The following is a 26,042-nucleotide window of genomic DNA, read 5'->3' as shown; positions in this document are numbered from 1 at the left end:
ACGCCTCATTCACAAACAGTATTGAACAATACTTAGGGAAACAGCTAGATATCGCGGATATATACCGATGGTATGTTAAATACATCCGTTATATGACCTTGTTAGGCATACGTTTTACACACCGCAACCAAAAAGTCGCATAATTGTACGAAAAATGGAGGAATTGGGCGCGATAGGTCACATGTTGCGGCGTATTGAAGCATTTTACTTCCACATCACGCCGCTTTGTCGCCATTTTTAGGCCTTGAACCGGCCGTTCACCGCCGCAAGCCCCCTCTCTGGCGCCGCCGCTTCCTGCGCACTAAGTTCTGTTCATGAACCGTTCTTCGACGCCGAAGCCCGCCGCCGCCAAGCCCGCCAAGCCCGTGCACACGCCCGACCCCGGCGTGCGCGAGGCCGCCGCCGCCTTCAAGCGCGACACCGGGAAAATGCCGATGTTCGCCCCGGTCACCGGCCCGCGCCTGACGCCGGAGGAGCCCGTCGCCGCCCCCGCCGACTGGGTGCCCCACCGCCCCTCGCACGAGGGCAAGAAGAAGGGCGGCCGCTTCCGGCTCGAGACGAAATACACCCCCGCCGGCGACCAGCCCGCCGCCATCGCCGAACTGGTCGCCCAGGCCGAGGCGGGCGACCGCGATCAGGTGCTGCTGGGCGTCACCGGCTCGGGCAAGACCTTCACCATGGCCAAGGTCATCGAACAGACCCAGCGCCCGGCCCTGATCCTGGCCCCGAACAAGACCCTGGCGGCCCAGCTCTACTCCGAGTTCAAGTCATTCTTCCCGGACAACGCCGTCGAATATTTCGTCAGCTACTACGACTACTACCAGCCTGAAGCTTATGTTCCGCGTACGGACACCTATATCGAGAAGGACTCGAGCATCAACGAGCAGATCGACCGGATGCGGCACTCGGCGACGCGGGCGATCCTGGAGCGGGAGGATGTGATCGTCGTCGCCTCGGTCTCCTGCATCTACGGCATCGGGTCGGTGGAGACCTATACGGCCATGACCTTCACCCTGAAGGTGGGGGACCAGATCGACGAGGCGAAGCTGCGGGCCGACCTGATCGCGCTGCAGTACAAGCGCAACGACCTGAACTTCGACCGCGGCATGTTCCGCAAGCGCGGCGACGTCATCGAGATCTTCCCGGTCCACCTTGAGGACCGCGCCTGGCGCATCAGCCTGTTCGGCGACGAGCTGGAGGCGATCCAGGAGTTCGACCCCCTGACCGGCAAGAAGACCGCCGACCTGACCGAGATCACCGTCTACGCCGCCAGCCACTATGTGACCCCGCGCCCGACGCTGAACCAGGCCACCCAGGGCATCAAGGCCGAGCTGAAGGAGACGCTGGACTGGATGATCGAGAACGGCAAGCTGCTCGAGGCCCAGCGGCTGGAGCAACGCACCCGTTTCGACCTGGAGATGATGGAGGCCACCGGCAGCTGCGCCGGCATCGAGAACTATTCCCGCTGGCTGACCGGCCGCGCCCCCGGCGAGCCCCCGCCCACCTTCTTCGAATACATCCCCGACAACGCCCTGCTGTTCGTGGACGAGAGCCACGTCACCATCGGCCAGATCAACGGCATGTTCCGCGGCGACTACCGCCGCAAATCCACCCTGGCCGAATACGGCTTCCGCCTGCCCTCCTGCATCGACAACCGCCCGCTGAAGTTCGAGGAATGGGAGGCCATGCGCCCCCAGACCGTCCACGTCAGCGCCACCCCCGGCGCCTGGGAGATGGACCAGGCCGGCGGCGTCTTCGTCGAACAGGTCATCCGCCCCACCGGCCTGATCGACCCGCCCGTCGAGATCCGCCCGGTCAGTGGCCAGACCCGCAACCAGGTCGACGACGTCATCGACGAGGTCAAGGCCACCACCCGCGCCGGCTACCGCTCCCTGGTCACCACCCTGACCAAGAAGATGGCCGAGGACCTGACCGAATATATGCATGAACAGGGGATCCGCGTCCGCTACATGCACTCCGACGTCGACACGCTGGAGCGGATCGAGATCCTGCGCGACCTGCGTCTGGGATCCTTCGACTGCCTGATCGGCATCAACCTGCTGCGCGAGGGGCTGGACATTCCCGAGTGCGGCCTGGTCGCCATCCTGGACGCGGACAAGGAGGGCTTCCTGCGCTCCGAGACCAGCCTTATCCAGACCATCGGCCGCGCCGCCCGCAACATCGACGGCCGCGTCATCCTGTACGCCGACCGCATGACCGGCAGTATGGAGCGCGCCATCGCCGAGACCGACCGCCGCCGCGAACGCCAGATGGCCTACAATACCGAACACGGCATCACGCCCGAAAGCGTCAAGCGCGACATCAAGGAGCTGATGGACAGCCCCTATGAGTCCCGCGAAATGGACCGCCTGACCCGCCCCGGCGTCGCCGAAGCCTCCAAACCCTTCGTCGGCTCAAACTTCCAGGCCGCCCTCAAGGACCTGGAAGGCCGCATGCGCGAGGCCGCCTCCAACCTGGAGTTCGAGGAAGCCGGCCGCCTGCGCGACGAGATCAAGCGCATGAAGCTGCTGGACCTGGAATTCGCCAACGAGGCCCTGACGGGGGCGGGCGAAGAGGTGGACCGGTCGGCGCCGAAGAAGTGGCGCGCGGAAGCGGCGGCGGAGAAGGCGGAGGCGTTCAGGAAGGGGCGGTAACCTGCGGTTAAGGGCCGTTTGATTTTGCGCCTTACCCGTGTGCAAATCACCGCTCCAAAAGCTATGGGCAGGCTGCATGGCATTTTCAGAGTTTGAGCCACCGATTTTCAAGCGGTTGCCGCGTAACGACACGGGTGACGCCCCCGGTCATCAGTCGGGATTTGTCGTACCTGCTGAGCTTGGGCCATTTTTCCCGCCGCTCCCCCCTGGAACTGCCCTGTCCCCAGTTCCTTCCATCGCCATTCGCGCCTTGCTCGTGATGAATGGCGTAGCGCTTGGGACAGTGGACACCGTCTATCAGCACCAAACGTGGGGCGGAACACGAGCGCCTGAACGGCGAGTCACCTCAAACTTGAAGCCTCTGCTCGGAAAGGCAAAGGCGGGCGATATTCTGTCTATCGAGCGTAGCCTCGATGATGATCTTTTCTATCGACTTACGCTTTATCCAGCGGGCAGTCCGGAGTTTGCCCAGATCGACAGCCGCACAGGAGGTAGGAGGTGGGGGACCTTGGGTGGAGACGCGCCCGTCAGCAACGCCCAGATCGCTTCTGCGGAGAAAGATCTGACCGCGCTGGTTGATAAGCCATTCAGACCATTTGACGACGGAGCAGCCATACAAATAGTTGCGCGGATTGCACGAAGTAGAGCTTTCCGTGGTCTGATCAAGCGTGCCTACGATCAGAAATGTGCAATGTGTGGTGGCGGGTTAGTCAATGCCTTAGGCAATTCAGAAGTCGAGGCAGCACATATTATTGGACGCGGCGCTCTCGGGTCGGATGACGTAAGAAATGGCCTAGCCCTGTGTCGCGCTCACCATTGGGCTTTCGACCAAGGTATGATTTGTGTCAGCGACCAAAGCACAGTCATTGTAAAACCTGAACTATATTCGAGGTCGGAAAACGCTACGCTAAAGTTGATTGATGGAAACAAGATTTCCACACCAAAAGAGCATAGATTTTGCCCCGATCCTGGTGCGCTCGCCTGGCACCGAAAGCATGTTTTCGAGGTTTCGGCCTAGCCTAACGTATTTGATCCAGCAACTTCTAAAATGCGCCTTTCTGAATAAAGCCAACTTTCGATCTTAGATGAAATTGATAATAGATCTAATCGACCTTTCCCTTTGAGGCTGCACTCCCAAACTGTGCATATCCTCCAACCCTCCGCACTCAGTTGGAGAGCGTGTTTGTAGTCCCGCTCCGAGTTCTGGGAGATCTTTTCCGCCCAGAACTCCGGCCGCGTCTTCGGCCATTTGAACAGATGACAGTCGTGCCCATGCCAGAAGCACCCGTGCACGAAGATCACTGCCCGATATTTTGGCAAGCACAGATCCGGGTTGCCCGGCACGTCCTTGCAGTGAATCCGGTAGCGAAACCCGCGTGCGTGAAGCGCCTTGCGAATCATGAGTTCGGGCTTAGTGTTTTTGCTCCTGATGCCAGACATCATCCGGCTGCGGGTCGCCGAATCGACGATGTCAGCCAACTGCCACCTTGCGCCGCGCAGCCAGCGCTCGGAACAGGTGCGGCTTCATGTGTTCGGCCACAGCCTTAACCGCCGGAACGACGACCGAGTTTCCGAACTGGCGATAGGCTTGGGTGTCCGACACCGGGATGATGAACTCATTTCCACGTGGCTCGTCAAAGCCCATTAGCCGCGCGCACTCTCTCGGGGTCAAACGCCTTGGAGCCTTGCCATCCTCCTGTTCGATCAGGATTTCCGAGCCGTCCTTATAATACCGGGCGGACAGGGTGCGGGCGACATCGTCCGGCCCGACCAGACCGAATCCAAAGCCGTTGCCCGCCGCTTGGTGTTTCTCCTTGTACCGCTGGAGATAGTTCCAGAGGTGATCGGTCAGGGTGTACTTCTCCGAAACCCGCCCCGAGTTTCCGACGGTGAACCTCTGGTCCGGCGCTTCCGAACCGTCGCCAGGATGCAAGATATCTCTCAACTTCGGTTTGGCGTCGGGCACCTTCAGATCGGCGAAGCTGAACCCCTGATCCTCACGGAACCCGATGATGAAAATCCGCTCACGGTGCTGCGGCGTCCACGACCGGCCGTCAATGACGCGCCAGTCAATGGTGTAGCCTAGCTCTTCGGTCAGAACGTCCTTGATGGTCTGGAATGTCTTGCCCTTGTCGTGACTGATCAGGTTGCGGACGTTCTCCAGCAGGAAGGCCGCAGGCTGGTGATGGGCGATGATCCGCGCCACATCGAAGAACAGCGTGCCTTGGGTTTTGTCCTCAAATCCGTGCGCACGGCCGAGCGCGTTCTTCTTGGAAACGCCGGCGATCGAGAACGGCTGACAGGGGAAGCCGGCCAGCAGAACGTCATGCGCCGGGATATCCTCAACGGCGATTTTGGTGATGTCGCCGTTGATTTCGTGGTCGTCGTGGGGGAAGTTCGCGGCGTAGGTCTTCTGGCTGTACTTGTCCCACTCGGACGTAAAGACGCACTTGCCGCCGATGGACTCGAAGCCCCGCCGCAGTCCGCCGATGCCGGCGAACAGGTCGATAAAGGTGAAATCTGCCGCTTCCTTACCTCCTCTCACAAGCTTGAGTGAAGGTTGGGAGACTTCAATCGGTCCATCAATATAGCCACGCTCAACAGCCTTATCGGCCACCGCTTGGCCCGCCTGCTTAACCATGTTCGCATACTCCGACACGGTCGACCCCGCGCTGCTATAAGGTGCCAGACTGCCAAGTTTTAGCCAGGAGAACAAGTCAAGAACGTATGTGATATATTCACACCTAGGCCTCATCGTCCCAAGGCCTGTTGCGGGATCGGCGGCTGGCGGGGCTGAAGTTTCGGCGGCAGATGGTGATCGGGCGGTATATCGTCGATTTCGTCTGTCTGAGGCATCGGCTGATCGTCGAGGCGGACGGGCCGCAGCATGACGACCGGATCGAGGACGCCGAGCGGGACGCCTGGCTGCGCGAACAGGGGTTCCGGGTGCTGCGGTTTCCGAATGGGATGATCGGGAACCAGCGGGAAGCGGTGCTGTCGGCCATTGTGGCGGCGACGGAGGAAGGCCTGACGCGCGACTAAGCGTCCTTCTCCCCTTGCGGGAGAAGGTGGCAGCCGAAGGCTGACGGATGAGGGGTTTCACCGGCCCTTACGGTCCACGCCGAACCGCCCCCTCATCCGGCCCTGCGGGCCACCTTCTCCCGCAGGGGGAGAAGGAAGACGCCGCTCACAACCCGTCCAGCGTCTTGTCCCAGTCCTTCGCGGACATGACCTTGCCGCAGCAGTCGATGACCATATCGACCCCGGTGCGGATGCGTCGGGCGCTTTCCGTCTCGGCGACCGGCTCCATCCCGGCCGCCTTCAGCTGGTCCTCCAGGGCGGCGACCCGACGGTCCAGCGCCGCGCGCCGGTGCAGCTGGGCGTGCCGAAACTCCTGGTTCTTCTGACCCAGGGTCTGCTGCTGGGTCCAGTAGGCTTCTTTCAGCGCCAGATGGGTGTCGGCGGCGCCGGGGCGGATGGCCAATCGGTCGCTCGCCGCCAGAGGGTTCATCAGTATGTCGTACACCAGTTGCAGCGGCGCATTCTCGACCGTCATGGCCCCGTGCGCCGTCTCGCCCCGCGCCTCCAGCTTGCGATAGGTGGCGGCCAGCCCCGCCAGGGCGCGCGCCTCCAACAGCCGGCCGGCGCGCATGGCCCGGCCCGAGGCCTGGGCGGCGGCCTCGGCCAGGACGGCCGGGTCCCCGCCGGCCGCATCGTCGGATGATACGTCGAACAGGCTCGGCGGCGGGGGCGGCGGATCGACCGGCTCGGCCGGAGCGTGCAGATAGCGGGACCAGCCGTCGCGCGTGGCGCGGGCGCGCAGGGCGTGGGCGGTCACGCCGTATTTGGCCGCGACCTCTTCGGCGCCCAGGCCGGCCAGATAGTCCTGGCGCACCTTGTCCCAGACTTCGGCGGGTTGAATCTTGTATTTGCGTCTTTCCATGCCGCCAGTATGGGCCATGGAGAAACCCTGGCTGGAAAGTCGGCGATATTCAGGGTTAAGAGCCTGAAATCACACAAGTCGATATGTCAGTTCAAACCCGCCAGCGCTCCTAATTCCTCTCCCTCCCCGTTCCGGGGAGGGGGGGCGAGCCGGAGGCGAGACCGGGTGGGAACGGCAGGGCGACGCTTCACCGACCTGCCGAAATCACAACGGCCGGGCGACGCACCACGCACCTGCCTAAATCGGAGCGGTGCGGCCTTGCCTGGCCGCCCCCACCCCGTTGCTTCGCAACGCCCCTCCCCCGCAGGGGGAGGGAGAGGGCGGGGCGGTGGGATCAGTCCTCGTCCATCTTGAGCGCGGCGATGAAGGCTTCCTGCGGGATTTCGACCTTGCCGAACTGACGCATCTTCTTCTTGCCGGCCTTCTGCTTCTCCAGCAGCTTCTTTTTCCGCGTGGCGTCGCCGCCGTAGCATTTCGAGGTCACGTCCTTGCGGAGCGCGCGCACCGTCTCGCGGGCGATGATCTTGCCGCCGATGGCCGCCTGGATCGGGATGACGAACAGGTGGGGCGGGATCAGCTCCTTCATCTTCTCGACCATGCCCCGGCCGCGCGTCTCGGCGCGGGCGCGGTGGACCAGCATGGACAGGGCGTCCACCGGTTCGGCGTTGACCAGGATGTTCATCTTCACCAGGTCGCCGACCTTGTATTCGGTGATCTCGTAGTCGAACGAGGCATAGCCCTTCGAGATCGACTTCAGACGGTCGTAGAAGTCGAACACCACCTCGTTCAGCGGCAGCTCATAGACCACCATGGCGCGGGCGCCGACGTAGGACAGTTCGATCTGCTGGCCGCGGCGGTCCTGGCACAGCTTGATCACGCTGCCGAGGTATTCGTCGGGCGTCAGGATGGTGGCCTTGATCCAGGGCTCGGAAATGGTCTCGATCTGCATCACGTCGGGCAGGTCGGCCGGATTGTGCAGGTCGATCTCGGAGCCGTCGCGCAGGCCGATCTTGTAGACCACCGAGGGGGCGGTCGCGATCAGGTCGAGGTTGAACTCGCGGCTGAGCCGCTCCTGGATGATCTCGAGGTGCAGCAGGCCGAGGAAGCCGCAGCGGAAGCCGAAACCCAGGGCGGCGCTGGATTCCATCTCGTAGGTGAAGGAGGCGTCGTTCAGCCGCAGCTTGCCGATGGCGGCGCGCAGGTCCTCGAAATCGGCCGCGTCCACCGGGAACAGGCCGCAGAAGACCACCGACTGGACCTCCTTGAACCCCTTCAGCGGTTCGGCGGTCGGCTTCTTCTCGTCTGTGATGGTGTCGCCGACGGCGGCGTGGGCGACTTCCTTGATCTGGGCGGTGATGAAGCCGACCTCGCCGGGGCCCAGCTGGTCCACCGGGGTGTTCTTGGGCAGGAAGACGCCGACCCGGTCGATCAGGTGGGTCGAGCCGTTGCGCATCATCTTGACCCGCATCCCGGTCTTCAGCACCCCGTCGAAGACGCGGACCAGGACGACGACGCCCAGATAGGGGTCGTACCAGGCGTCGACCAGCATGGCCTTCAGCGGGGCGTCGGGGTCGCCCTTGGGGGGCGGGAGTTTGGTGACGATGGCTTCGAGGACATCCTCGATGCCGATGCCGGACTTGGCGCTGCACAGCACGGCCTCGGAGGCGTCGATGCCGATGACGTCCTCGATCTGGGCGCGGACCCGCTCGGGCTCGGCCGCCGGCAGATCGACCTTGTTCAGGACGGGGACGATCTCGTGGTTGTTATCAATGGCCTGATAGACGTTCGCCAGCGTCTGCGCCTCGACTCCCTGCGACGCATCCACGACCAGCAGCGACCCCTCGCACGCCGCCAGGCTGCGCGACACCTCATAGGCGAAGTCCACGTGCCCCGGCGTGTCCATCAGGTTCAGGACATAGTCCTGCCCGTCCTTGGCGCGGTAGTTCAGGCGCACCGTCTGCGCCTTGATCGTGATCCCCCGCTCCTTCTCGATATCCATATTGTCGAGCACCTGCTCGGACATCTCGCGCGCGGTCAGGCCGCCGGTGAACTGGATCAGTCGGTCGGACAGGGTGGATTTGCCGTGGTCGATGTGCGCGACCACGCTGAAGTTCCGAATGTTCGAGATAGGGGGAGTCGTCATCCGCGCGGCCCTATCACGCGTAGAGGTCCGGGACCAGCGGGCGCGGCGATCCGCGCCCGCTGGCCGTGCTAGATTAAGGCTTTGCAACAATATGTATCCGCGTTTGAGAACGGCTCGCGGACGCGGTATGGGTCGCGCCTCCCGATAACCGGCGCGAGCCGGGGCCTGCAACCGAGGAACTCCCCGTGTCCAAGACGACCCGAAACGCTCTCAACCTCGGCGCCATGGCCCTGTCGGCCTTCCTGCTGGCCAGTTGCGGCGGACATGGCGATGAGAAGACCGAGGAGAAGGCCGCCGGCGGCTCGCGCCAGACCGTCACCGCCGCCACCGTGACCCTGACCAATCTGCGCCGCACCGTCACCGCTTCGGGCACCGTCTCGGCCTGGGAGGAAGTGCCGGTCGCGGCCGAGACCGGCGGCCTGACCGCCGTCGCCGTCTATGTGGATGAGGGCTCCTATGTCCGTCAGGGCCAGCCCCTGGTGCAGATGAACGACGTCCTGCTGCGCGCCCAGCTGCGCCAGCAGCAGGCCCAGGTGCAGTTGGGCGAGGCCAATGTGGCGCGCGACGACGCGGCGCTGGAGCGGGCGCAGCAGCTGAAGGCGCGCGGCTTCCTGTCTCAGGCCTCGCTGGACACCGCCCTGGCCAACCAGCGGGCGTCGAACGCCAATCTGGCCGCCGCCCGCGCCACCCTGGCCCAGACCCAGACCCATCTGGCCCAGGCCACCATCCGCGCGCCCGTCGCCGGCCTGATCATCAGCCGCAGCGTGACCAAGGGCCAGATCATCTCGGCCGGGACCGAACTGTTCCGCATGGTCCGCGACGGCCGGCTGGAGCTGGACGCCCAGGTGCCCGAAACCGAGCTGGCCCAGGTTCGCGCCGGCCAGTCGGCGACCGTGACCTCCAGCGAGGCGGGAACCACCGCGGGCACGGTGCGGATCGTCACGCCCGAGGTCAACGCCAGCACCCGCCTGGGCCTGGCGCGCATCTCGCTGTCGCCCGGCGCCCAGCTGCGGCCGGGCATGTTCGCCCGCGCCGACATCGACGTCGGCGACCAGCCGGCCACCACCGTGCCCACCGGCGCGGTCCTGTATCGCGACAACAAGCCGGGGGTCTTCACCCTGGTCGCCGACGGCCGGGTTCACTTCCAGCCCGTCGTCATCCTGTCGCGGACCGACACCCAGACGGCCGTCACCGGCGTCAATGTCGGCGCCCAGGTCATCGTCAGCGGCGCGGGCTTCCTGAACGAGGGCGACCGCGTCAACGTCGCCCAGGCCCCCGGCGGCGCCCGTTCTGCTGTCCCCGCCGCCGCCGCCGCCCAGCCTGCGGCCAAGTAGGACCGACCCATGAACCAGATCTCGTCCTGGGCGATCAAGAACCCGATTCCGATCATCCTGCTGTTCCTGCTGCTGACCCTCGGCGGCGTGGTCGGCTTCATGGGGATGCGGATCAACTCCAACCCCGACATCGACTTCCCGCTGGTCAATGTCACCGCCGCCCGCCCCGGATCCGCCCCGGCGGAAATGGAGGTCCAGGTCACGCGGCTGATCGAGGACTCGCTGGCCGGCCTGTCGGGCGTGCGCCACATCACCTCGAACATCAGCGACGGCGTCTCGACGACGGTGATCGAGTTCGAACTGGGCACGGACACCGACCGGGCCACCAACGACGTGCGCAACGCCATGACCGGACTGCGCGCCAGCCTGCCCCAGGACATGCAGGAGCCGGGGGTCCAGCGCATCGACATCACCGGCGACGCCCTGATCACCTATGTGGTCCGCTCGCCCACCATGACGCCGGAACAGATCAGCTGGTTCATCGACAACGAGATGAGCCGCGCCCTGCTGGCCCTGGGCGGCGTGGGCCAGGTCAACCGCTCGGGCGGCGTGGACCGCGAAATGCGGGTCGAGCTGGATCCGCAGCGGCTGGCCGCCTATGGCGTCACGGCCGCCGAGGTCAGCCAGGCCCTGACCAACGTCAACAACAACCTGCCCGGCGGCCGCGTCACCATCGCCGGGTCCGAGCGCGCCGTCCGCACCCTGGGCGCCGCCACCTCGGTGGCGCAGTTGCGCGAGACCCTGGTGCCGCTGGGCGAGGGCAAGACCGTGCGCCTGGATAATCTGGGCACGGTCGAGGACAAGTGGAGCGAACCGCGCCGCCTGGCCCGCTACAACGGCCAGGAGGCCGTCACCTTCAACTTCCTGCGCTCGCGCACCGCGTCCGAGGTCAAGGTCGCCGAAAAGGTCCGCGAAGAGGTCAAGAAGATCGACGAGGCCCATCCCGAGCTGACCATCAGCCAGGTCACGGCCAGCGTCGAGGAGATCGAAGAGAGCTATCTGGCCTCGCTGGAGGCCCTGCTGCTGGGCGCCGTCCTGGCCGTCATCATCGTCTTCATCTTCCTGCGCGACTGGCGCGCCACCCTGATCGCGGCGACGGCCATGCCGATGTCGCTGATCCCGACCTTCGCCATCCTGGGCCCGCTGGACCAGTCGCTGAACGTCGTCACCCTGCTGGCCCTGTCCCTGACCATCGGCATTCTGGTCGACGACGCCATCGTGGAGATCGAGAACATCGTCCGCCACATGCGCGACGGCAAACCGCCCTATGACGCCTCGCTGGAGGCGGCGGACGAGATCGGTCTGGCGGTCGTGGCCACCACCGCCACCATCATCGCCGTCTTCGCGCCGGTCGGCTTCATGCCCGGCATCATCGGCCAGTTCTTCAAGGCCTTCGCCCTGGCGGCCTGTGTCTCCGTGGCCTTCTCGCTGCTGGTGGCGCGGACCCTGACGCCGCTGATGGCGGCCTTCATCCTGAAACACTCCCACCACGAGGATCGCGACCCGTTCTGGATGGGCGGCTATCTGAAGGCCCTGCACTGGTGCCTGGGCAACCGCTGGAAGGTCTTCATCATCGGCATCCTGTTCCTGGTCGGGTCGATCGCGACCTCGATCGTGGCCAAGATGTCGTTCGAGTTCATGTCGCCCGGCGACACGGCGCGCGCGGCCTTCCAGGTGGAGCTGCCGCCGGGTTCGACCCTGCGCCAGACCGACGCCGTGGTGCAGCAGATCACCCGCAAGCTGGAGGCCCGCCCCGAGGTCACCTCGGTCTATGCCGCCGTCGGCGGCCAGGACGTGACCCAGGCCAACATCTACGCCGACATGGTGCCCAAGGGCGACCGCGAGCTGAGCCAGCAGGCCTTCGCGCGGGTCATGGTCGACGAGATGAAACAGATCCCCGGCGCCCGCATCCGCGCCGGCATCAGCCAGCAGGGCGGCGGCCCCGGCGACGGCACCACCTACACCTTCTCGATCCTGAGCGACGATCCCGTCGCCCTGAACGCCGCGGCGCGCAAGGTGGAGGAAGAAATGCGCGGCGTGTCGGGTCTGGCCAATGTCGTCAACTCGGCCGCCATCGCGCGTCCCGAAATCCTGGTCACGCCGCGTCCGGACGAGGCCGCCCTGGCGGGCGTGTCGGCCGGCGCCATCTCCCAGGCGGTGCGGGTCGCCACCATCGGCGACGTCGATCAGAACCTGCCCAAATATAACCTGGGCGACCGCCAGATCCCGATCCGGCTGCAGCTGACCGAAGCGGCGCGCGAGGACCTGAGCGTGCTGGAGAACCTGCGTGTGCCGGCGACGGGCGGGGCTTCGGTGCCGCTGAGCGCCGTCGCCGACATCCAGTTCGGCGCCGGTCCGGCCACCGTCACCCGTCAGGACCGGTCGCGCATCGCCTCGATCAGCGCCGAACTGGACGGCATCACCACCGGCGCGGCGAGCGTGGCGGTCAACCGCCTGCCCTCGGTCCAGAACCTGCCCGCCGGCGTGCGGCAGGTGCCGGCCGGCGACGAGGAGTTCATCCAGGAGATGCTGACCGGCTTCGGCATCGCCTTCGCCTCGGGCATTCTGCTGATGTATGCGGTGCTGACCCTGCTGTTCAAAAGCTTCGCCTATCCGATCACCATCATGGCGGCCCTGCCCCTGGCCATCGGCGGCGCCTTCATCGCCCTGGCCATCGGCGGCGCCAACTTCTCCATGTCGGCCCTGATCGGGGTGCTGATGCTGATGGGGATCGCGGCCAAGAACTCCATCCTGCTGGTCGACTATGTCATCATGGCCGAGAAGGACGGGATGCCGCGCCGCGAGGCCATCATGGACGCCGCGCACAAGCGCGCCCGCCCCATCCTGATGACCACCTTCGCCATGGGCGCGGGCATGGTGCCGATCGCCATGGGCATCGGGGCCGACGTCCAGTTCCGCTCGCCCATGGCCATCGCCGTGCTGGGGGGACTGATCTCCTCGACCTTCCTGTCCCTGCTCTATATCCCCGCCATCTTCACCATCGTCGACGACGTGGCCCAGTGGGCGCGGCGCATCCTGCGCCGCTCGACGGCGGGGCAGCGGGAACTGGCGAAACCGCGGCAGGCGCCGTTGGTGGAGTGAGGTCGATCGGCTTTGCGGACCCTCATTGGGTCCGCAAAGGGTGGTTAGCGGGCATCGCCATGGTAGGGTCACAGCCAAGCTGTGGGGCGCAACCATGATTTTCGACCTGTTCGCCCTACTCAATGAGAAGGCGTTCTCACACCCGAGCACAATCACGGCGGCGCTGCTTAACAACGACAGTCTGCGGTTGACCGTTCGCGGATGTGGCTGGTGGAAGGACAGACCAACCTACGCCAATGGCGGAGCCATCCTGTCATTCTCTGGCATATCCGGGGGAACTCTAGACATCCGCGCACTCCTCGATTTGGAAGACGACGAAGCGCTCGGGAATTTCGAGGTCACTAGATCAGACGATCTCGATTGGGCCCGCCCTACGACGTTCTCGCTGTATTGTAGCCAGCCGCTGCCCGAACCCCTCGCCGTCTATGATGTTGTTGAACGATGGGTGGAGCGGTCTCACGGAGTCAAAGCCGTGCATGATTTTCTCCATGGCTCTGCACGACTCTCCACATTCCTCGCATATTCGAACGCGGACTTTTTCATGCTGGCGACGGGGCCTGAGAGCCTGCGGACACTTCTCGCTGACGAACTCGCGCGGCAAGAGGTGAGGCATCAGTTTGAACCGTCGGGTGGGTATGCGGACAGTCGGTATCTTGTTCGACTGGCCGAGAACACTTGGTTCTTCTGCGAGTCAGCCACGCTTGAGCCAACTTAGACGCAAGGTCCGCAACGGGTCGAAAGTCGAATTGGGGACCACGTCTGAGACCAGACGTTCCAGAGGCTCAAGAAAAGGGCCGACCGGTTTCCCGGTCGGCCCTTCGTCGTTCCCCCCTTTGAGCCTTACGGCCCGGGCGGCTGGACGATCAGTATTTGACCTTCAGCGTCACGCCCCAGGTGCGCGGGGCGCCCAGGTAGGCGTTGTAGGTCGCCGTGTCGGTGGCGATATTATAGTAGGTGCCGTCCGCCTGGGGCGTGGTGGTGTTGGTGAAGGCCGTGCCCTGCAGCGGAGCGGCGAAGCCGACCTGGGTGTATTCTTCCTGCAGCAGGTTCTGGCCCCAGACGTCGATGGTCCAGCGTTCGTCTTCCGACCCGATGGTGATGCGGCCGTTGACGACGGTGAAGGCCTCCTGGTCCTTGTAAGGCAGCAGGTCCGAACCGGTGTTGTAGTCGGTCGAATATTTGGCCGACAGGTTGAAGCCGCCGCGCAGGCCGCCGCCCAGCGAGCGGTCGAAGGCCAGGGCGCCGGTCAGCGACCATTCCGGAGCGAACGAGGCGCGGGCGCCCGGCAGCAGGGACAGGGCGGGGAAGCGCGCCGGGTTCGACAGGTCGGCGGCGGTGAAGTCGTTGTACTTGGCGTCCGTATAGGTGACGCCGCCCTGGAACATCAGGCCCTCGACCGGGGTGAACCAGACCATGTCGGCGTCGACGCCGCGCGAGGTCAGTTCCGGGATGGATTCCACCACGAAGGCGGTGCCCAGGAAGGTGTTGAGCTGGAAGTTCTCGAACTTCTGATCGAAGTAGGTGAGGTTCAGCAGCATCGAGCGGTTGAACAGGGTCGTCTTCACCCCCAGCTCGTAGCTGTCCACCGTCTCGGCGTCGAAGAACAGCGAGGCGTCCGGCGTCACCCCCGTCTGCACCCGGTCCATGTTGTAGCCCGCGCCCTTGTAGCCCCGCGCATAGGAGGCGTAGGCCATGACGGCGTCGTTGAACCGGTAGGAGCCCTTGAACGTGCCGCTGATGTCGGTGTCGCTGAACTTCTCCTGGATCCGGCGATTGTCATAGAGCGGGTTCGACCAGGGCAGGCACAGCAGGCCCACAGCCGCGGCCGGGGTCCCCACATTGACGGTGCCGGGGATGGCCGACGGCGCGCGGTTGGCCGGATTCTGGTTCGCCAGGGCGCCGCCGCAGGCCGCGCCATTGCTTCCCAGATTGTCCTGAACCCCCAGCAGACGCTTGCTGTCATAGGTGTAGCGCAGGCCCAGGTTCAGGTCGAAGGCCTCGGTCACCCGCCAGGTGTTGTTGGTGAACAGGGCCACCGATTCCGACCGCTGGGAATAGTGGTCCTCATAGGCCTTGCCCGCCGCGAAGGTCGGGGCGGCGGCGCTGGGCGCCACGGCGCCGACGACGCAGAGCGGGGTGTTCGGCGCGGCGGCGGTGACCAGGAAGCCCTGCGGATTGGTGAAACAGCCCAGGCGGCTGGGGCTCGGTCCCCCCACGGCGGCCGGCAGGGTCGCCGTCAGCAGGAAGGAGGCGAAGCCGTTGTAGTCCGCGCCGTAGGAATAGGAGTCGTCGCGATAGACGCCTTCCTTGGTGGCGAACAGGCCGACCAGCCAGTCGAACTTGTCCGTCGTGCCCGCCAGACGGAATTCCTGGGTCAGGTTGTCGACGCCGTAGCCGTTGGACCCGTCATTCTCGCGGTGAAGGATGTCGGCGCCCGTATAGTCCAGGTCCATCCCCTGCTGGAACGACCAGTCGCGCCACGAGGTCTGCGACGTCAGGGTGGCGTTCAGGCTGGGCAGGTCGATGGTGGCTTCCGCCGACAGGCCCATGTCCTCGATCTCTTGAGGCGTCTCGCGGTTCGAATAGGCGGTGCGGCTGAAGGGCACCGTGCCGAAGCCGGCGACGGGCGGCCGCTGACCGGGGCCGTTCGGCGCGGCCAGGGCGGCGATGAAGGCCTGGGTCGGGCCGACGCGGGTCTGAACCGCCGAGCAGCAGAATTCGTCGCGCTTGGTGTAGTCGGCGATCAGGCGGATCGACACCTCGTCGCTGGGCAGGATCAGCAACTGGCCGCGACCGGTCCAGTAGTCCTGGGTGTTGTCCTCGGTCAGGGTGCGCGGGCCGTCGCCGACGTTGACGTCATAGAAGCCGTCGCGTTCGCGGTGCGCCACGAAGATGCGGCCGGCGATGATGTCGCTGAGCGGGCCGGTCGCCGAGACCGAGCCGCCCATGGCGCCGTAGTTGCCGGCGGTCAGTTCGGCCGAAACCGACGGGTCGAACGACGGGCGTTCGGTGATGATGTTGATGACCCCGGCCGAGGTGTTCTTGCCGAACAGGGTGCCCTGCGGCCCCTTCAGCACCTCGATGCGGCTCAGTTCGCCCAGGTCGCCGAAGCCGACCGAGTTGCGCGAGCGATAGACGCCGTCGATCACGACGCCGACCGAGGATTCCAGACCGGGGTTGTCGCCGACGGTGCCGGCGCCGCGGATACGGACCGTGGTCGAGGCTTCCGACTGGGTCGAGGTCACGGTCATGCCCGGCGTCAGGATCTGCAGATCCTTGATGTCCTGCACCCCGGCGCCGTCCAGCACTTCCTGCGACAGGGTCGTGACCACGATCGGCACGTCCTGCAGGCTCTGTTCGCGCTTCTGGGCGGTGACGATGATGTCGTCCACGCTGGTGGGCGCCTCCTGGGCGGCGGCGATCCCGGCGAAGCCGAACACGGCGGCGCCGACGACGGCGGCGGACACGGTGGTCCGGAGATAGCGGTTAGTGTGGCGCATGAAAGCGTCCTCCCGGCTCTGAAGCCCGGTCACGCGGAGCGAGACCGCAGCGTTTCCTAGTTCCCAATCGACGCGCCTCTGCGTGGAGACGCGTTCAGTACCGCAGAGGCTAAGCCCGCTTGGGCGTGAGCTACAAGCGAGCGTTGTTACCCGCGACGATTTTTCGCCGCAGTTCGACCTTCCTGTGACAAGGAAGAGACAGAAAACGCTTACGCTAGGTCAGTTTTTGCACCGCAGTCGCGGCTTTCGCGGCGAAATCGGAGGCTATTCGCCCCTGACCTTCGACCGGGTCCGGCCCGCCAGACCCAGAACGACAGCCGCCGCCACGGCCGACAGGATCGAGCCGCCGATGACGCCCAGCTTGACCTCGACCTGTTCGGGCGAATCGACCGCGCCGGGGAAGGCCAGGACGCCGATGAACAGGCTCATGGTGAAGCCCACGCCGCACAGCAGCGACACCCCATAGACCTGCAGCCAGGTGGCGTCGGTCGGCCGGGCGCCGATCCTCAGGGCCGAGGCCAGCCAGGCCATGCCCAGCACGCCGATCTGCTTGCCGAAGAACAGACCCAGGGCGATGGCGACGACCAGGGGCGCGAAGGCCTGGTCCATCGTCAGGCCGGCGAAGGAGACCCCGGCCTTGGCGAAGGCGAACAGCGGCAGGACCAGGAAGGCGTTCCACGGATGCAGGTCGTGCATCGCCTCCTTCAGCGGGCTCTGGTGATCCTCCTTGCGCGCCGCGATCGGCACGATCATGGCGAAGGCCACGGCGGTCAGCGAGGTGCTCAGCCCCGACAGGACCGTCAGATACCAGACCGCCGCAAAGCCCAGCACCCAGAAGGGCGTCGGGATCCGGATCCGGTGCGCCACCAGGCCGTCCACGGCGATCAGGCCCAGGGCCCAGAACAGCGGCGCCCAGTTGGCCCCCTCGCTGAACAGGACCGCGATCAGGGCGATGGCGCCCAGGTCGTCGACGATGGCCAGGGTCAGCAGGAAGACCCGCAGCGACGACGGCAGGCCCTTGCCGACGAAGCCGAAGATGGCCAGGGCGAAGGCGATGTCGGTGGCCAGCGGAATGGGCCAGCCCGCATGGGGCGCCCCCATCGTCGCCGACAGCAGCAGATAGACGGCGGCCGGCCCGGCCATGCCGCCCAGGGCCGCCAGCACCGGCGTCGCCAGCTTGCGCGGGTCGCTCAGCTCGCCGCGCACGATCTCGTATTTGATCTCCAGCCCCACGACGAGGAAGAAGATCGCCATCAGGCCTTCCTTGATCCAGTCGGAGATCGATTCCTCCAGCCGGATCGGACCGATCTGAAGCACATGATAGCTCTTCAGCCAGGCGAAATAGTCCGCCGACCAGGGCGAGTTGGCCACCAGCACCGCCGCGATGGCCGCCAGGGCCAGGGCCGAGCCGGACGCGGCCTCGGTCTTGAGGAAGTCGAGAGTCAGTTTGCGCGCCACGGCGGCCTCCGATCGAAAGGATGAGCTGTCGTGACGCCAGGTTATCGACGGGCGTCGGACCGGGTTCACCGCTTCATCGTGTGAAGACGGCGCCGGCCTGGCCGCAAGCGCAGCCTGATGTCTGCCGACAAGAATACGGCATGGGCCCAGAGGTTCAACCGAAACCGTCACCATAGGCGACTTGCGAAACAGATGCGGCGGTCGCACCTAGCCCCCATGCCCCCCTCCCCCGCCTATCGCCCCGAAGCGCGCGTCTTCGATCTGGGCCCCGATTTCGCCGACGCCGTCCAGGCGGCCGATTTTCCCCAGGCCGTGCTGCGGTTCCGCAACGACCGCGCCGCCGCGGATGTGGGGCTGGAGGGGCTGGACGACGCCGAATGGATCGCCGCCTTCGGCCGGTTCGCGCCCCTGCCCGGTCAGCCCGGCCCTCTCGCCATGCGCTATCACGGGCACCAGTTCCGCCAATACAATCCGGACCTGGGCGACGGGCGGGGTTTTCTGGCCGCGCAGATGCGCGACGCCTCCGGCCGGTTGCTTGATTTAGGCACCAAGGGTTCGGGCACGACGCCCTGGTCGCGCGGCGGCGACGGGCGGCTGACGCTGAAGGGCGGGGTGCGCGAGGTGCTGGCCGCGTCGATGCTGGAGGCCCAGGGCGTCCCCACCAGCCGGGCCTTCTCCCTGATCGAGACCGGCGAGGCGCTGGAGCGGGGGGACGAGCCGTCGCCGACTCGTTCGGCTGTCCTGGTGCGCCTGTCACACTCCCATATCCGCTTCGGAACCTTCCAGCGCGCCGCCTATCTGGGTCGCGCCGATCAGATCGAGCCCCTGATCGAACACGTCCGCACTCTTTATCACCCGACGGTCGCCGCCGGGGACGCGCCCGGCCTGCTGCGCGCCGTCGTCGAGGCCTCGGCCCGACTGACCGCCCGCTGGATCGCGGCCGGCTTCGTCCATGGCGTGCTGAACACCGACAATCTGAACGTCACGGGCGAGAGTTTCGACTATGGCCCCTGGCGCTTCCTGCCCGAATACGACCCGGCCTTCACCGCCGCCTATTTCGACCAGACCGGCCTCTACGCCTTCGCGCGCCAGCCCGAGGCGGTGTTCTGGAACCTGACGCAACTGGCCGGCTGTCTGAAACTGGTCGCCGGGGCCGAGCCCCTGACCGACGCCCTGAACAGTTTCGGCCCCGCCTATATCCGCGAACTGCGCGCCGCCTTCCTGATGCGGCTGGGCTTGCTCAGCCTGGGCGAGGCGGCGGACCAGAGGCTGGTCGATGCGACCCTGGCCCTGTTGCGGGAAGGCGGCGAGGCCCTGCGCTGGGAGCCTCTGTTCTTCGACTGGTTCGGCGGCTTCGCCTCCTCGGCCCGCGCCCTGTCTGGGCCGCGCGCCAGACTGTACCAGGGCGAGGCCTTCGACGTTTTCCGCTTCGCCCTGATGGAACATGAGCCCGACCGGATCGAACGGCTGGAACATCCCATGTTCGCCGCCCGCGAGCCGGAGGAGATGCTGATCAACGAGGTCGAGGCGATATGGGCCGCCATCGACGCCGCCGACGACTGGGGGCCGTTCCAGGCCAAGCTGGCGCGGCTGGAGGCCGCGCGCACCGCCTGGGGCTTCACCGCCTGAGCCGAACCTTACGAAAGCTTCATCTCGTTTATCGATAATGTTCTTGTCTGTTTATCGATAAGGCCATATCGATAGTCACTAAGGTGTCGCGGAGGGCGACCCAGATGGAGGCTATAGGATGAAACTCGTGGGCAAATATTCGGCCGCCAGCGCACTGCGTTGGCTGTTGGGCTTCTTCAACGTCTTCGTCATGATCGGAGCAGTCGCCGCGGGCGTCCTCCTAGTCGCCAGCATGATCATCGGCGTCGACTGGATGGACGCGCTGCGCGATGGGGCGACGGATCCTGACGGAAACTACGAGCTGACCGGCCGCCTGACCCTGCTAGGCGCCTTCCTCGCCTGCGGCTTCACCTGGTGGATCATCAACCGGCTGCGGCGCATCCTGCTTTCGGTGAACCAGGGCGACGCCTTCGAGTTCGCCAATGTCAAACGGCTCCAGGCCGTGGGTTTCGGCCTGCTGGGTATTCAGCTGACCGCCCTGATGCTGTCCATCGTCGCCCCCCAGGCCATCGGCCAGTCGGCTTCCGACTATGATTTCGACCTCGGATCCTGGCTGGGCATACTGGTAGTCTTCATCCTGGCCGAGGTCTTCCGCCAGGGGTCGGCCATGCGCGACGAACAGCTGACCACGGTCTGAGAGGCGCGCCATGATCATGATCCAGCTGGACCGGCTGCTGCTCGAACGCCGCATGTCCCTGACCGAACTGTCCGACCGCGTCGGCGTCACCCTGGCCAATCTGTCGATCCTCAAGACCGGCAAGGCCCGCGCCGTCCGCTTCTCCACCCTGGACGCCCTGTGTCGCGAACTGGACTGCCAGCCCGGCGACCTGATCGTCCAGACGCCGGGGCCCCAATCGGATGAACCCTGATCGGCCGAAATATCGTCAGAACCCGTTGCAGGGGCGGCGCGAATCGGGCCACTCGCGCCGCCCCTGAAACACAAAGTCATCAGCTGATGTCATCAATTGATGTCATCGCGTGATGACAAATGACGAAAGGGCCTCTAGATACCCCCTTGCGAACGGAGCCGCTCAATCCGATATCGCAACTGTTACCAATCAGGCCCCTCCCGATGACCACAACCCATCTGCCCGTCGCCCAGGCCCGCAGCCGCGCCGCCTACAAGAACATCACCCTGTGGACGCTGCAGGGCTGGATCGCGATGTTCTTCATCGCCGCCGGCTACGCCAAGCTGACGGAGCCGATGACCAACCTCATCACCCTGATGGGCTGGCCCGCCGTCGCGCCCGAGAACATGGTGCGCGGCATGGGCGTGGTCGAGCTGGTGCTGGCGCTGGGCGTTCTGGCCCCGCTGATCTCCTGGCGCGTCGGCCGCCCCCTGCTGCTGACCTCGGCCGCCGGCTTGATCGTGCTGGAATCGACCATGCTGATCATCCACGCCCTCAGCCAGGACATCGGCCTGGCCGTGGTCAACCTCATTCTGCTGGGCTTCACCATCCCGGTTCTGCTGGGTCGCCGCACGGCCTGACCCGCCCCCGAAGATCGATCGCCGGGACCCTCTCCCCCCTCCTGTCCCGGTGTGTCGCGCCCGGAGCCTTCTCCCCCCTGGCTCCGGGCTTTTCTTTGCCTGCCGTCCATCTCGGCGAAAGCTTACCCTTACGCGCACGTAAAGCCTTTCCTTTACGCGCACGTAAAGTTATGGTGCCCGCATGGCCACCGCCGACGATCACCGCACCTATTCCATTCGCCAGCTGTGCCGCGAGTTCGACGCCACGGCCCGCGCCCTCAGATTCTACGAGGACAAGGGTCTGCTGACGCCGGCCCGCAAGGGACAGACGCGCGTCTATGATTCCCGCGACCGCGCGCGGCTGAAACTGATCCTGAGAGGCCGCCGCATCGGCTTCACCCTGCAGGAAATCCAGGAGATGCTGGACCTGTATGACCGCAAGGATCACAACGTCCACCAGATGGCGGTGGCCCTGAGACGCCACCGCGCCCAGATCGCCGCCCTGAAGCAGCAGCTGGAAGACATCGAAGGCGCCATCCAGACGGCGGAAGACGCCTGCGCCTGGATGGAGTCCAAGCTGGGCGAACACCGGCCGGACCTGCTGCCCGGCGCGGAAGACTATGAGAAGCTGCTGCGCGCACGCCTCAACCACGACCATCACCCCTTCAAAGCGAGAGCCTGACCCATGGCCTACAAGTCGCCCGTCCGCGATTTCACCTTCATCCTGAATGAAGTGCTGGAGATCGACCGCTACACCAACCAGCCCGGCTTCCAGGACGTGTCTTCGGACCTGGTCGGCCAGATTCTGGAAGAAGGCGGCAAGTTCGCCGACGAGGTCATCGCCCCGATCAACAATCCGGGCGACAAGGAAGGCTGCCACTGGTCCGAAGGCGGCGTCGTCACCGGTCCCAAGGGCTGGAAGGAAGCCTACAAGGCCATGTCTGAAGCCGGCTGGATGGCGCTGGCCGCCGACCCGGCCTACGGCGGCCAGGGCATGCCCAGCATCGTCGCCTCGGCCTTCGGTCAGATGACCGCCGGCGCCTCGGCGGCCTTCTCCATGTATCCGGGCCTGACGTCGTCCGCCTATGCCGGCATCCACGCCAGCGCCTCGGACGAGATCAAGGCCAAATACCTGCCCAAGATGGTGTCGGGCGAATGGTCCGGCACCATGAACCTGACCGAGCCCCAGTGCGGCACTGACCTGGGCATGGTCCGCACCAAGGCCGTGCCGAACGGCGACGGCTCCTATTCGATCACCGGCCAGAAGATCTGGATCTCGGCCGGCGAGCATGACTTCTCGGACAATATCATCCACACGGTTCTGGCCCGCATCGAAGGCGCGGTCCCGGGCATCAAGGGCCTGTCCCTGTTCGTCGTGCCCAAATATCTGGTCAACGAGGACGGCTCGCTGGGCGAGCGCAACACCCTCGAATGCGCCGGCCTCGAGCACAAGATGGGCATCCACGGCAACGCCACCTGCGTCATGCAGTATGACGGCGCCAAGGGCTGGCTGCTGGGCGAGGAAGGCCGCGGCATGAACAACATGTTCGTGGTGATGAACGAGGCCCGCCTGGGCACCGGCCTGCAGGGCCTGGCCATCGGCACCGCCGCCTATCAGGCCGCCGCCGAGTTCGCCAAGGACCGCCTGCAGGGCCGCAGCCTGACCGGACCCAAGAACCCCGAAGGCCCGGCCGACCCGATCATCGTCCACCCCGACGTGCGCCGCATGCTGCTGGAGGCCCGCGCCTTCGTCGAAGGCGGCCAGGCCTTCATCCTGTGGACCGCCCTGCACGCCGATCTGGAGAAGTCGGAAGACGAGGCCGTCGCGACCAAGGCCAAGGACTACATGGGCCTGCTGACGCCCGTGCTGAAGGCCTATCTGACCGACAAGGGCTTCCACGTCGCCTCTCTGGCCATGCAGGTCCACGGCGGTTCGGGCTATACCGAACACTTCCCGGCCAGCCAGTATCTGCGTGATGCCCGCATCACCATGATCTACGAGGGCACGAACGGCATCCAGGCGCTGGACCTGGTCGGCCGCAAGCTGCCGGCCCACGGCGGCCGCGCCATCATGACCTGGTTCGGCGAGATCGACGCCTTCGTGGCCGAGAACGGCGCGAACGAGGCGATCAAGCCCTTCGTCGACGGCCTGGCCGACGCCAAGAAGAAGCTGCAGGAAGGCACCATGTGGCTGATGCAGAACGGCATGGCCAACCCGGACAACGCAGGCGCCGCCTCGACCGACTATCTGAACGTCTTCGGCCTGACGGCGCTGGCCTATATGTGGGCCCAGATGGCCAAGGTCGCCCAGGCCCAGGTCGAGTCCGGCTCGACCGACCCCTACTACGCCACCAAGCTCCAGACCGGCCGCTACTTCGTCGAGCGCATCCTGCCCGACGCCGGCGCCCATCTGGCCAAGCTGAAGACCGGCGCGGACGTGCTGATGGCCATGCCGGCCGAGGCGTTCTGAGCCGGCGCTAACCTCTCCCTCCCCCTCGGGGGAGGGCGGTCGACGCGCAGCGACGACCGGGTGGGGAGGGCTCGGCGACACAAAGACCGAGCCCGCTCACCCTGCCGTCCCCACCCGGCCGCTTCGCGGCCCCCCTCCCCGGACGGGGAGGGAGACGTCCAGGAAACGCTCATGAACATCCTCAACAGCCCCGACCCCGATTTCATGCGTGAAGAGGAGATTGTCCTCTTCTCAGACAGCGTCGGCAAATGGATCGACGAGCACGCGCCGCCGGAAAAGGTCCAGTCCTGGATCGCCAACTCGTCCGTGCCGCGCGAACTGTGGAGCCAGGCCGGCGCCGACGGCCTGCTTGGCCTGTCCATGCCGGAAGAAGACGGCGGCATGGGCGGCGACTATCGGCACGAGGTGGTGCTGATGCGCCAGCTGGGCTGGAAGGGCGCGGACCATTTCGGCATCAGCCTGCACAACGCCATCGTCGCCCCCTACATCTGGCACTACGGCACGCCTGAGCAGAAGGCGCGCTGGCTGCCGCGGCTCCAGTCCGGCGAACTGGTCGGCGCCATCGCCATGACCGAACCGGGCGCGGGCTCCGACCTGCAAGGCGTCAAGACCACGGCGGTCAAGTCCGGCAACGGCTATGTCGTCAACGGCTCCAAGACCTTCATCACCAACGGCCAACTGGCCAACTTCATCATCGTGGTCGCCAAGACCGACCCGGCCGAGGGCGCCAAGGGCACCTCCCTGATCGTGGTCGAAACGGACGGCGCCGAAGGCTTCGAACGCGGCCGGAACCTGCACAAGATCGGCATGGAGGGGAACGACACCTCCGAGCTGTTCTTCAACGACGTGAAGGTCCCCGGCGACAACATCATCGGCGGCGCCGAGGGCCAGGGCTTCGTCCAGCTGATGCAGCAACTGCCGCAGGAACGGCTGAACATCGCCGTCCAGGGCGTCGCCGCCGCCGAGCGCGGGCTTGAGGCGACGATCGCCTACGTCAAGGAACGCAAGGCCTTCGGCAAGCGGGTCATCGACTTCCAGAACACCCAGTTCAAACTGGCCGAGGTCAAGACGAAGCTCACGGTCGCCAAGGTCTTCGTCGACCACTGCATCGGCCTGCACCTCAAGGGCCAGCTCGACGCCGCCACGGCCTCCATGGCCAAATACTGGGTCACGGACATCCAGGGCGAGACCATCGACGAGATGCTGCAGCTGCACGGCGGCTACGGCTACATGAACGAATACGCCATCGCCCAGCTGTACAAGGACGCGCGGGTGCAGCGGATCTACGGCGGCACGAACGAGATCATGAAGCTGCTGATCGCGCGCACCCTCTGATCGCCCCCTCCGTCATCCTCGGTCAAGCCTGAGGATGACGGATGGAAGAGACGGAGATAGGAAGGCGGACATGATCCGTCTTCACGTCCCTTCCCCCCTCGCCGCCGCCGCCGCCGTCGCCCCCACGCTCGACCAGTCGCGCTATCTGACCCAGGTCATGCGGCTGAAGGTCGGGGACGAACTGCTGGTGTTCAACGGCCGCGATGGCGAATGGCGCTGCACCGTCGCCGAAGTCCTGAAGAAAGGCGTCATCCTGCGCGCCGAGGAACAGGCGCGGCCCCAGACCTATGGCCCCGATCTGGAGCTGATCGTCGCGGTGGTGAAGAAGGCCCGGGTCGAGACCATCGTCGAGAAGGCCGCAGAGTTGGGCGCGCGCAGGGTGCGGCTGGTCCTGACCAAACGGACCAACGCCGACCGCATCCGCCTGGACCGGCTGGACGCCATCGCCGAAGAGGCCGCCGAACAGACCGGGCGGCTGGACGTGCCCCCGGTCGATGATCCGGTGAAACTGGACGCCCTGCTGGACGAGTGGGAGGCGGGACGCCGGCTGATGTTCTGCGACGAGACAGGAGGGGCGCCGGCGATGCGGGCGCTCGCACCCTATTCTCCCTCCCCCCTCAGGGGAGGGGCGTTGGCGCGCAGCGACGACGGGGTGGGGCGGGCCGAGCAACCGGACGCCCTGCCTGGCCCTGCCCACCCGGCTTCGGCTGCGCCTTCGCCCCCCTCTCCGGACGGGGAGGGAGAAGGTCAACCAAAATGGTCCATCCTGATCGGCCCCGAGGGCGGTTTCTCGCCAGAAGAAGGCGAACGCCTGCGGTCCCTGCCCTTCACCACCGCCGTGTCTCTGGGTCCGCGCATCCTGCGCGCCGACACCGCCGCCATCGCCGCCATGACCTTGTGGCAGGCGGCCGTGGGCGATTGGGAGCGTTGATTTTCACTCCGCTATTTCCTGCCCCCTTGAGCCGGGCCTCATCCTCGCCCATCTAGCCGCGACACACGGTCGCTC

20 protein-coding genes are annotated in these 26,042 nt (G+C 65.7%); 14 read left to right on the top strand and 6 right to left on the bottom strand.

Features of this window, described 5'->3' with window-relative positions; all coding sequences use genetic code 11:
* Positions 1-314: 314 nt before the first annotated feature.
* Together uvrB and AC1RSI_RS00800 are read left to right on the top strand one after the other, a co-directional pair.
* A complete protein-coding gene (gene uvrB, locus AC1RSI_RS00805; protein ID WP_291754701.1) occupies positions 315-2,654 on the top strand; it encodes an excinuclease ABC subunit UvrB in 2,340 nt (779 codons plus the stop codon).
* A gap of 76 nt (positions 2,655-2,730) precedes the next feature.
* The gene (locus AC1RSI_RS00800; RefSeq protein ID WP_154727002.1) at positions 2,731-3,672 is read left to right on the top strand and encodes an HNH endonuclease; all 942 of its coding nucleotides are present in this window, start codon (positions 2,731-2,733) and stop codon (positions 3,670-3,672) included.
* Here AC1RSI_RS00800 and AC1RSI_RS00795 read toward each other — a convergent pair.
* Both AC1RSI_RS00795 and dcm read right to left on the bottom strand, forming a co-directional pair.
* Positions 3,669-4,094, bottom strand: coding sequence for a very short patch repair endonuclease (locus AC1RSI_RS00795; protein ID WP_492322608.1), 426 nt, complete (start codon positions 4,092-4,094; stop codon positions 3,669-3,671). The two genes, AC1RSI_RS00800 and AC1RSI_RS00795, sit on opposite strands and share 4 nt — an antisense overlap.
* Positions 4,095-4,125: 31 nt before the next feature.
* A complete protein-coding gene (dcm, locus tag AC1RSI_RS00790) occupies positions 4,126-5,295 on the bottom strand; it encodes a DNA (cytosine-5-)-methyltransferase (RefSeq protein ID WP_154727006.1) in 1,170 nt (389 codons plus the stop codon).
* Between the two features lie 128 nt (positions 5,296-5,423).
* On the opposite strand from dcm, the gene AC1RSI_RS00785 reads away from it, so the two are divergent.
* Positions 5,424-5,696: a DUF559 domain-containing protein gene (locus tag AC1RSI_RS00785; RefSeq protein WP_419178341.1), complete on the top strand. Its 273-nt coding sequence runs from the start codon at positions 5,424-5,426 to the stop codon at positions 5,694-5,696.
* A 145-nt stretch (positions 5,697-5,841) separates the two neighbouring features.
* On the opposite strand, the gene AC1RSI_RS00780 is transcribed toward AC1RSI_RS00785, so the two are convergent.
* Complete coding sequence (locus AC1RSI_RS00780) at positions 5,842-6,615, bottom strand: hypothetical protein (RefSeq protein ID WP_154727005.1); 774 nt, start codon at positions 6,613-6,615, stop codon at positions 5,842-5,844.
* A 316-nt stretch (positions 6,616-6,931) separates the two neighbouring features.
* Complete coding sequence (gene lepA / locus AC1RSI_RS00775) at positions 6,932-8,740, bottom strand: translation elongation factor 4 (RefSeq protein ID WP_035309712.1); 1,809 nt, start codon at positions 8,738-8,740, stop codon at positions 6,932-6,934.
* A 185-nt stretch (positions 8,741-8,925) separates the two neighbouring features.
* Here lepA and AC1RSI_RS00770 point away from each other — a divergent pair, with 185 nt between their 5' ends.
* The 3 genes from AC1RSI_RS00770 (at position 8,926) to AC1RSI_RS00760 (ending at position 13,891) form a co-directional block, all read left to right on the top strand.
* On the top strand, positions 8,926-10,074 hold the full coding sequence (locus AC1RSI_RS00770) for an efflux RND transporter periplasmic adaptor subunit (RefSeq protein ID WP_154726989.1): 1,149 nt from the start codon (positions 8,926-8,928) through the stop codon (positions 10,072-10,074).
* Between the two features lie 9 nt (positions 10,075-10,083).
* Positions 10,084-13,176, top strand: a complete 3,093-nt coding sequence (locus AC1RSI_RS00765) for an efflux RND transporter permease subunit (protein ID WP_154726990.1) — start codon at positions 10,084-10,086, stop codon at positions 13,174-13,176.
* 94 nt (positions 13,177-13,270) lie between these two features.
* Positions 13,271-13,891 carry a hypothetical protein gene (locus AC1RSI_RS00760; protein ID WP_154727013.1) on the top strand — a complete coding sequence of 207 codons (621 nt, stop codon included), beginning with the start codon at positions 13,271-13,273 and terminating at the stop codon, positions 13,889-13,891.
* A gap of 148 nt (positions 13,892-14,039) precedes the next feature.
* On the opposite strand, the gene AC1RSI_RS00755 is transcribed toward AC1RSI_RS00760, so the two are convergent.
* Together AC1RSI_RS00755 and nhaA are read right to left on the bottom strand one after the other, a co-directional pair.
* Complete coding sequence (locus tag AC1RSI_RS00755; protein ID WP_154727012.1) at positions 14,040-16,676, bottom strand: TonB-dependent receptor; 2,637 nt, start codon at positions 16,674-16,676, stop codon at positions 14,040-14,042.
* A 264-nt stretch (positions 16,677-16,940) separates the two neighbouring features.
* A complete protein-coding gene (gene nhaA, locus AC1RSI_RS00750; RefSeq protein WP_492322606.1) occupies positions 16,941-18,134 on the bottom strand; it encodes a Na+/H+ antiporter NhaA in 1,194 nt (397 codons plus the stop codon).
* Positions 18,135-18,350: 216 nt separating this feature from the next.
* On the opposite strand from nhaA, the gene AC1RSI_RS00745 reads away from it, so the two are divergent.
* From AC1RSI_RS00745 to AC1RSI_RS00710, 8 genes are all read left to right on the top strand, one after another.
* Positions 18,351-19,763 carry a protein adenylyltransferase SelO family protein gene (locus tag AC1RSI_RS00745; RefSeq protein WP_154727007.1) on the top strand — a complete coding sequence of 471 codons (1,413 nt, stop codon included), beginning with the start codon at positions 18,351-18,353 and terminating at the stop codon, positions 19,761-19,763.
* 118 nt (positions 19,764-19,881) lie between these two features.
* Positions 19,882-20,400 carry a DUF2975 domain-containing protein gene (locus AC1RSI_RS00740; protein WP_035310772.1) on the top strand — a complete coding sequence of 173 codons (519 nt, stop codon included), beginning with the start codon at positions 19,882-19,884 and terminating at the stop codon, positions 20,398-20,400.
* Between the two features lie 10 nt (positions 20,401-20,410).
* The gene (locus AC1RSI_RS00735) at positions 20,411-20,632 is read left to right on the top strand and encodes a helix-turn-helix domain-containing protein (protein WP_035310774.1); all 222 of its coding nucleotides are present in this window, start codon (positions 20,411-20,413) and stop codon (positions 20,630-20,632) included.
* A gap of 203 nt (positions 20,633-20,835) precedes the next feature.
* Positions 20,836-21,252 carry a DoxX family protein gene (locus tag AC1RSI_RS00730; protein ID WP_008263834.1) on the top strand — a complete coding sequence of 139 codons (417 nt, stop codon included), beginning with the start codon at positions 20,836-20,838 and terminating at the stop codon, positions 21,250-21,252.
* A 181-nt stretch (positions 21,253-21,433) separates the two neighbouring features.
* Positions 21,434-21,913: a MerR family transcriptional regulator gene (locus AC1RSI_RS00725; protein ID WP_008261152.1), complete on the top strand. Its 480-nt coding sequence runs from the start codon at positions 21,434-21,436 to the stop codon at positions 21,911-21,913.
* Between the two features lie 3 nt (positions 21,914-21,916).
* Positions 21,917-23,701, top strand: a complete 1,785-nt coding sequence (locus tag AC1RSI_RS00720) for an acyl-CoA dehydrogenase C-terminal domain-containing protein (RefSeq protein ID WP_035310776.1) — start codon at positions 21,917-21,919, stop codon at positions 23,699-23,701.
* A 171-nt stretch (positions 23,702-23,872) separates the two neighbouring features.
* Positions 23,873-25,036 carry an acyl-CoA dehydrogenase family protein gene (locus AC1RSI_RS00715; RefSeq protein ID WP_154726584.1) on the top strand — a complete coding sequence of 388 codons (1,164 nt, stop codon included), beginning with the start codon at positions 23,873-23,875 and terminating at the stop codon, positions 25,034-25,036.
* Positions 25,037-25,106: 70 nt separating this feature from the next.
* On the top strand, positions 25,107-25,967 hold the full coding sequence (locus tag AC1RSI_RS00710) for a 16S rRNA (uracil(1498)-N(3))-methyltransferase (RefSeq protein WP_040349740.1): 861 nt from the start codon (positions 25,107-25,109) through the stop codon (positions 25,965-25,967).
* The last annotated feature ends 75 nt before the right edge of the window (positions 25,968-26,042 follow it).

The sequence above is a fragment of the Brevundimonas sp. GW821-FHT10E09 genome (assembly GCF_058809375.1).
This window is presented reverse-complemented; position numbering and strand designations above follow the sequence as displayed.

Bases quoted from the DNA above. Each gene is read 5' to 3' on its own strand.
- uvrB (WP_291754701.1), top strand. From the start codon at position 315: ATGAACCGTTCTTCGACGCCGAAGCCCGCCGCCGCCAAGCCCGCCAAG.
- AC1RSI_RS00800 (WP_154727002.1), top strand. From the start codon at position 2,731: ATGGCATTTTCAGAGTTTGAGCCACCGATTTTCAAGCGGTTGCCGCGT.
- AC1RSI_RS00795 (WP_492322608.1), bottom strand. From the start codon at position 4,094: ATGTCTGGCATCAGGAGCAAAAACACTAAGCCCGAACTCATGATTCGC.
- dcm (WP_154727006.1), bottom strand. From the start codon at position 5,295: ATGGTTAAGCAGGCGGGCCAAGCGGTGGCCGATAAGGCTGTTGAGCGT.
- AC1RSI_RS00780 (WP_154727005.1), bottom strand. From the start codon at position 6,615: ATGGCCCATACTGGCGGCATGGAAAGACGCAAATACAAGATTCAACCC.
- lepA (WP_035309712.1), bottom strand. From the start codon at position 8,740: ATGACGACTCCCCCTATCTCGAACATTCGGAACTTCAGCGTGGTCGCG.
- AC1RSI_RS00765 (WP_154726990.1), top strand. From the start codon at position 10,084: ATGAACCAGATCTCGTCCTGGGCGATCAAGAACCCGATTCCGATCATC.
- AC1RSI_RS00760 (WP_154727013.1), top strand. From the start codon at position 13,271: ATGATTTTCGACCTGTTCGCCCTACTCAATGAGAAGGCGTTCTCACAC.
- AC1RSI_RS00755 (WP_154727012.1), bottom strand. From the start codon at position 16,676: ATGCGCCACACTAACCGCTATCTCCGGACCACCGTGTCCGCCGCCGTC.
- AC1RSI_RS00745 (WP_154727007.1), top strand. From the start codon at position 18,351: ATGCCCCCCTCCCCCGCCTATCGCCCCGAAGCGCGCGTCTTCGATCTG.
- AC1RSI_RS00740 (WP_035310772.1), top strand. From the start codon at position 19,882: ATGAAACTCGTGGGCAAATATTCGGCCGCCAGCGCACTGCGTTGGCTG.
- AC1RSI_RS00735 (WP_035310774.1), top strand. From the start codon at position 20,411: ATGATCATGATCCAGCTGGACCGGCTGCTGCTCGAACGCCGCATGTCC.
- AC1RSI_RS00730 (WP_008263834.1), top strand. From the start codon at position 20,836: ATGACCACAACCCATCTGCCCGTCGCCCAGGCCCGCAGCCGCGCCGCC.
- AC1RSI_RS00725 (WP_008261152.1), top strand. From the start codon at position 21,434: ATGGCCACCGCCGACGATCACCGCACCTATTCCATTCGCCAGCTGTGC.
- AC1RSI_RS00720 (WP_035310776.1), top strand. From the start codon at position 21,917: ATGGCCTACAAGTCGCCCGTCCGCGATTTCACCTTCATCCTGAATGAA.
- AC1RSI_RS00715 (WP_154726584.1), top strand. From the start codon at position 23,873: ATGAACATCCTCAACAGCCCCGACCCCGATTTCATGCGTGAAGAGGAG.
- AC1RSI_RS00710 (WP_040349740.1), top strand. From the start codon at position 25,107: ATGATCCGTCTTCACGTCCCTTCCCCCCTCGCCGCCGCCGCCGCCGTC.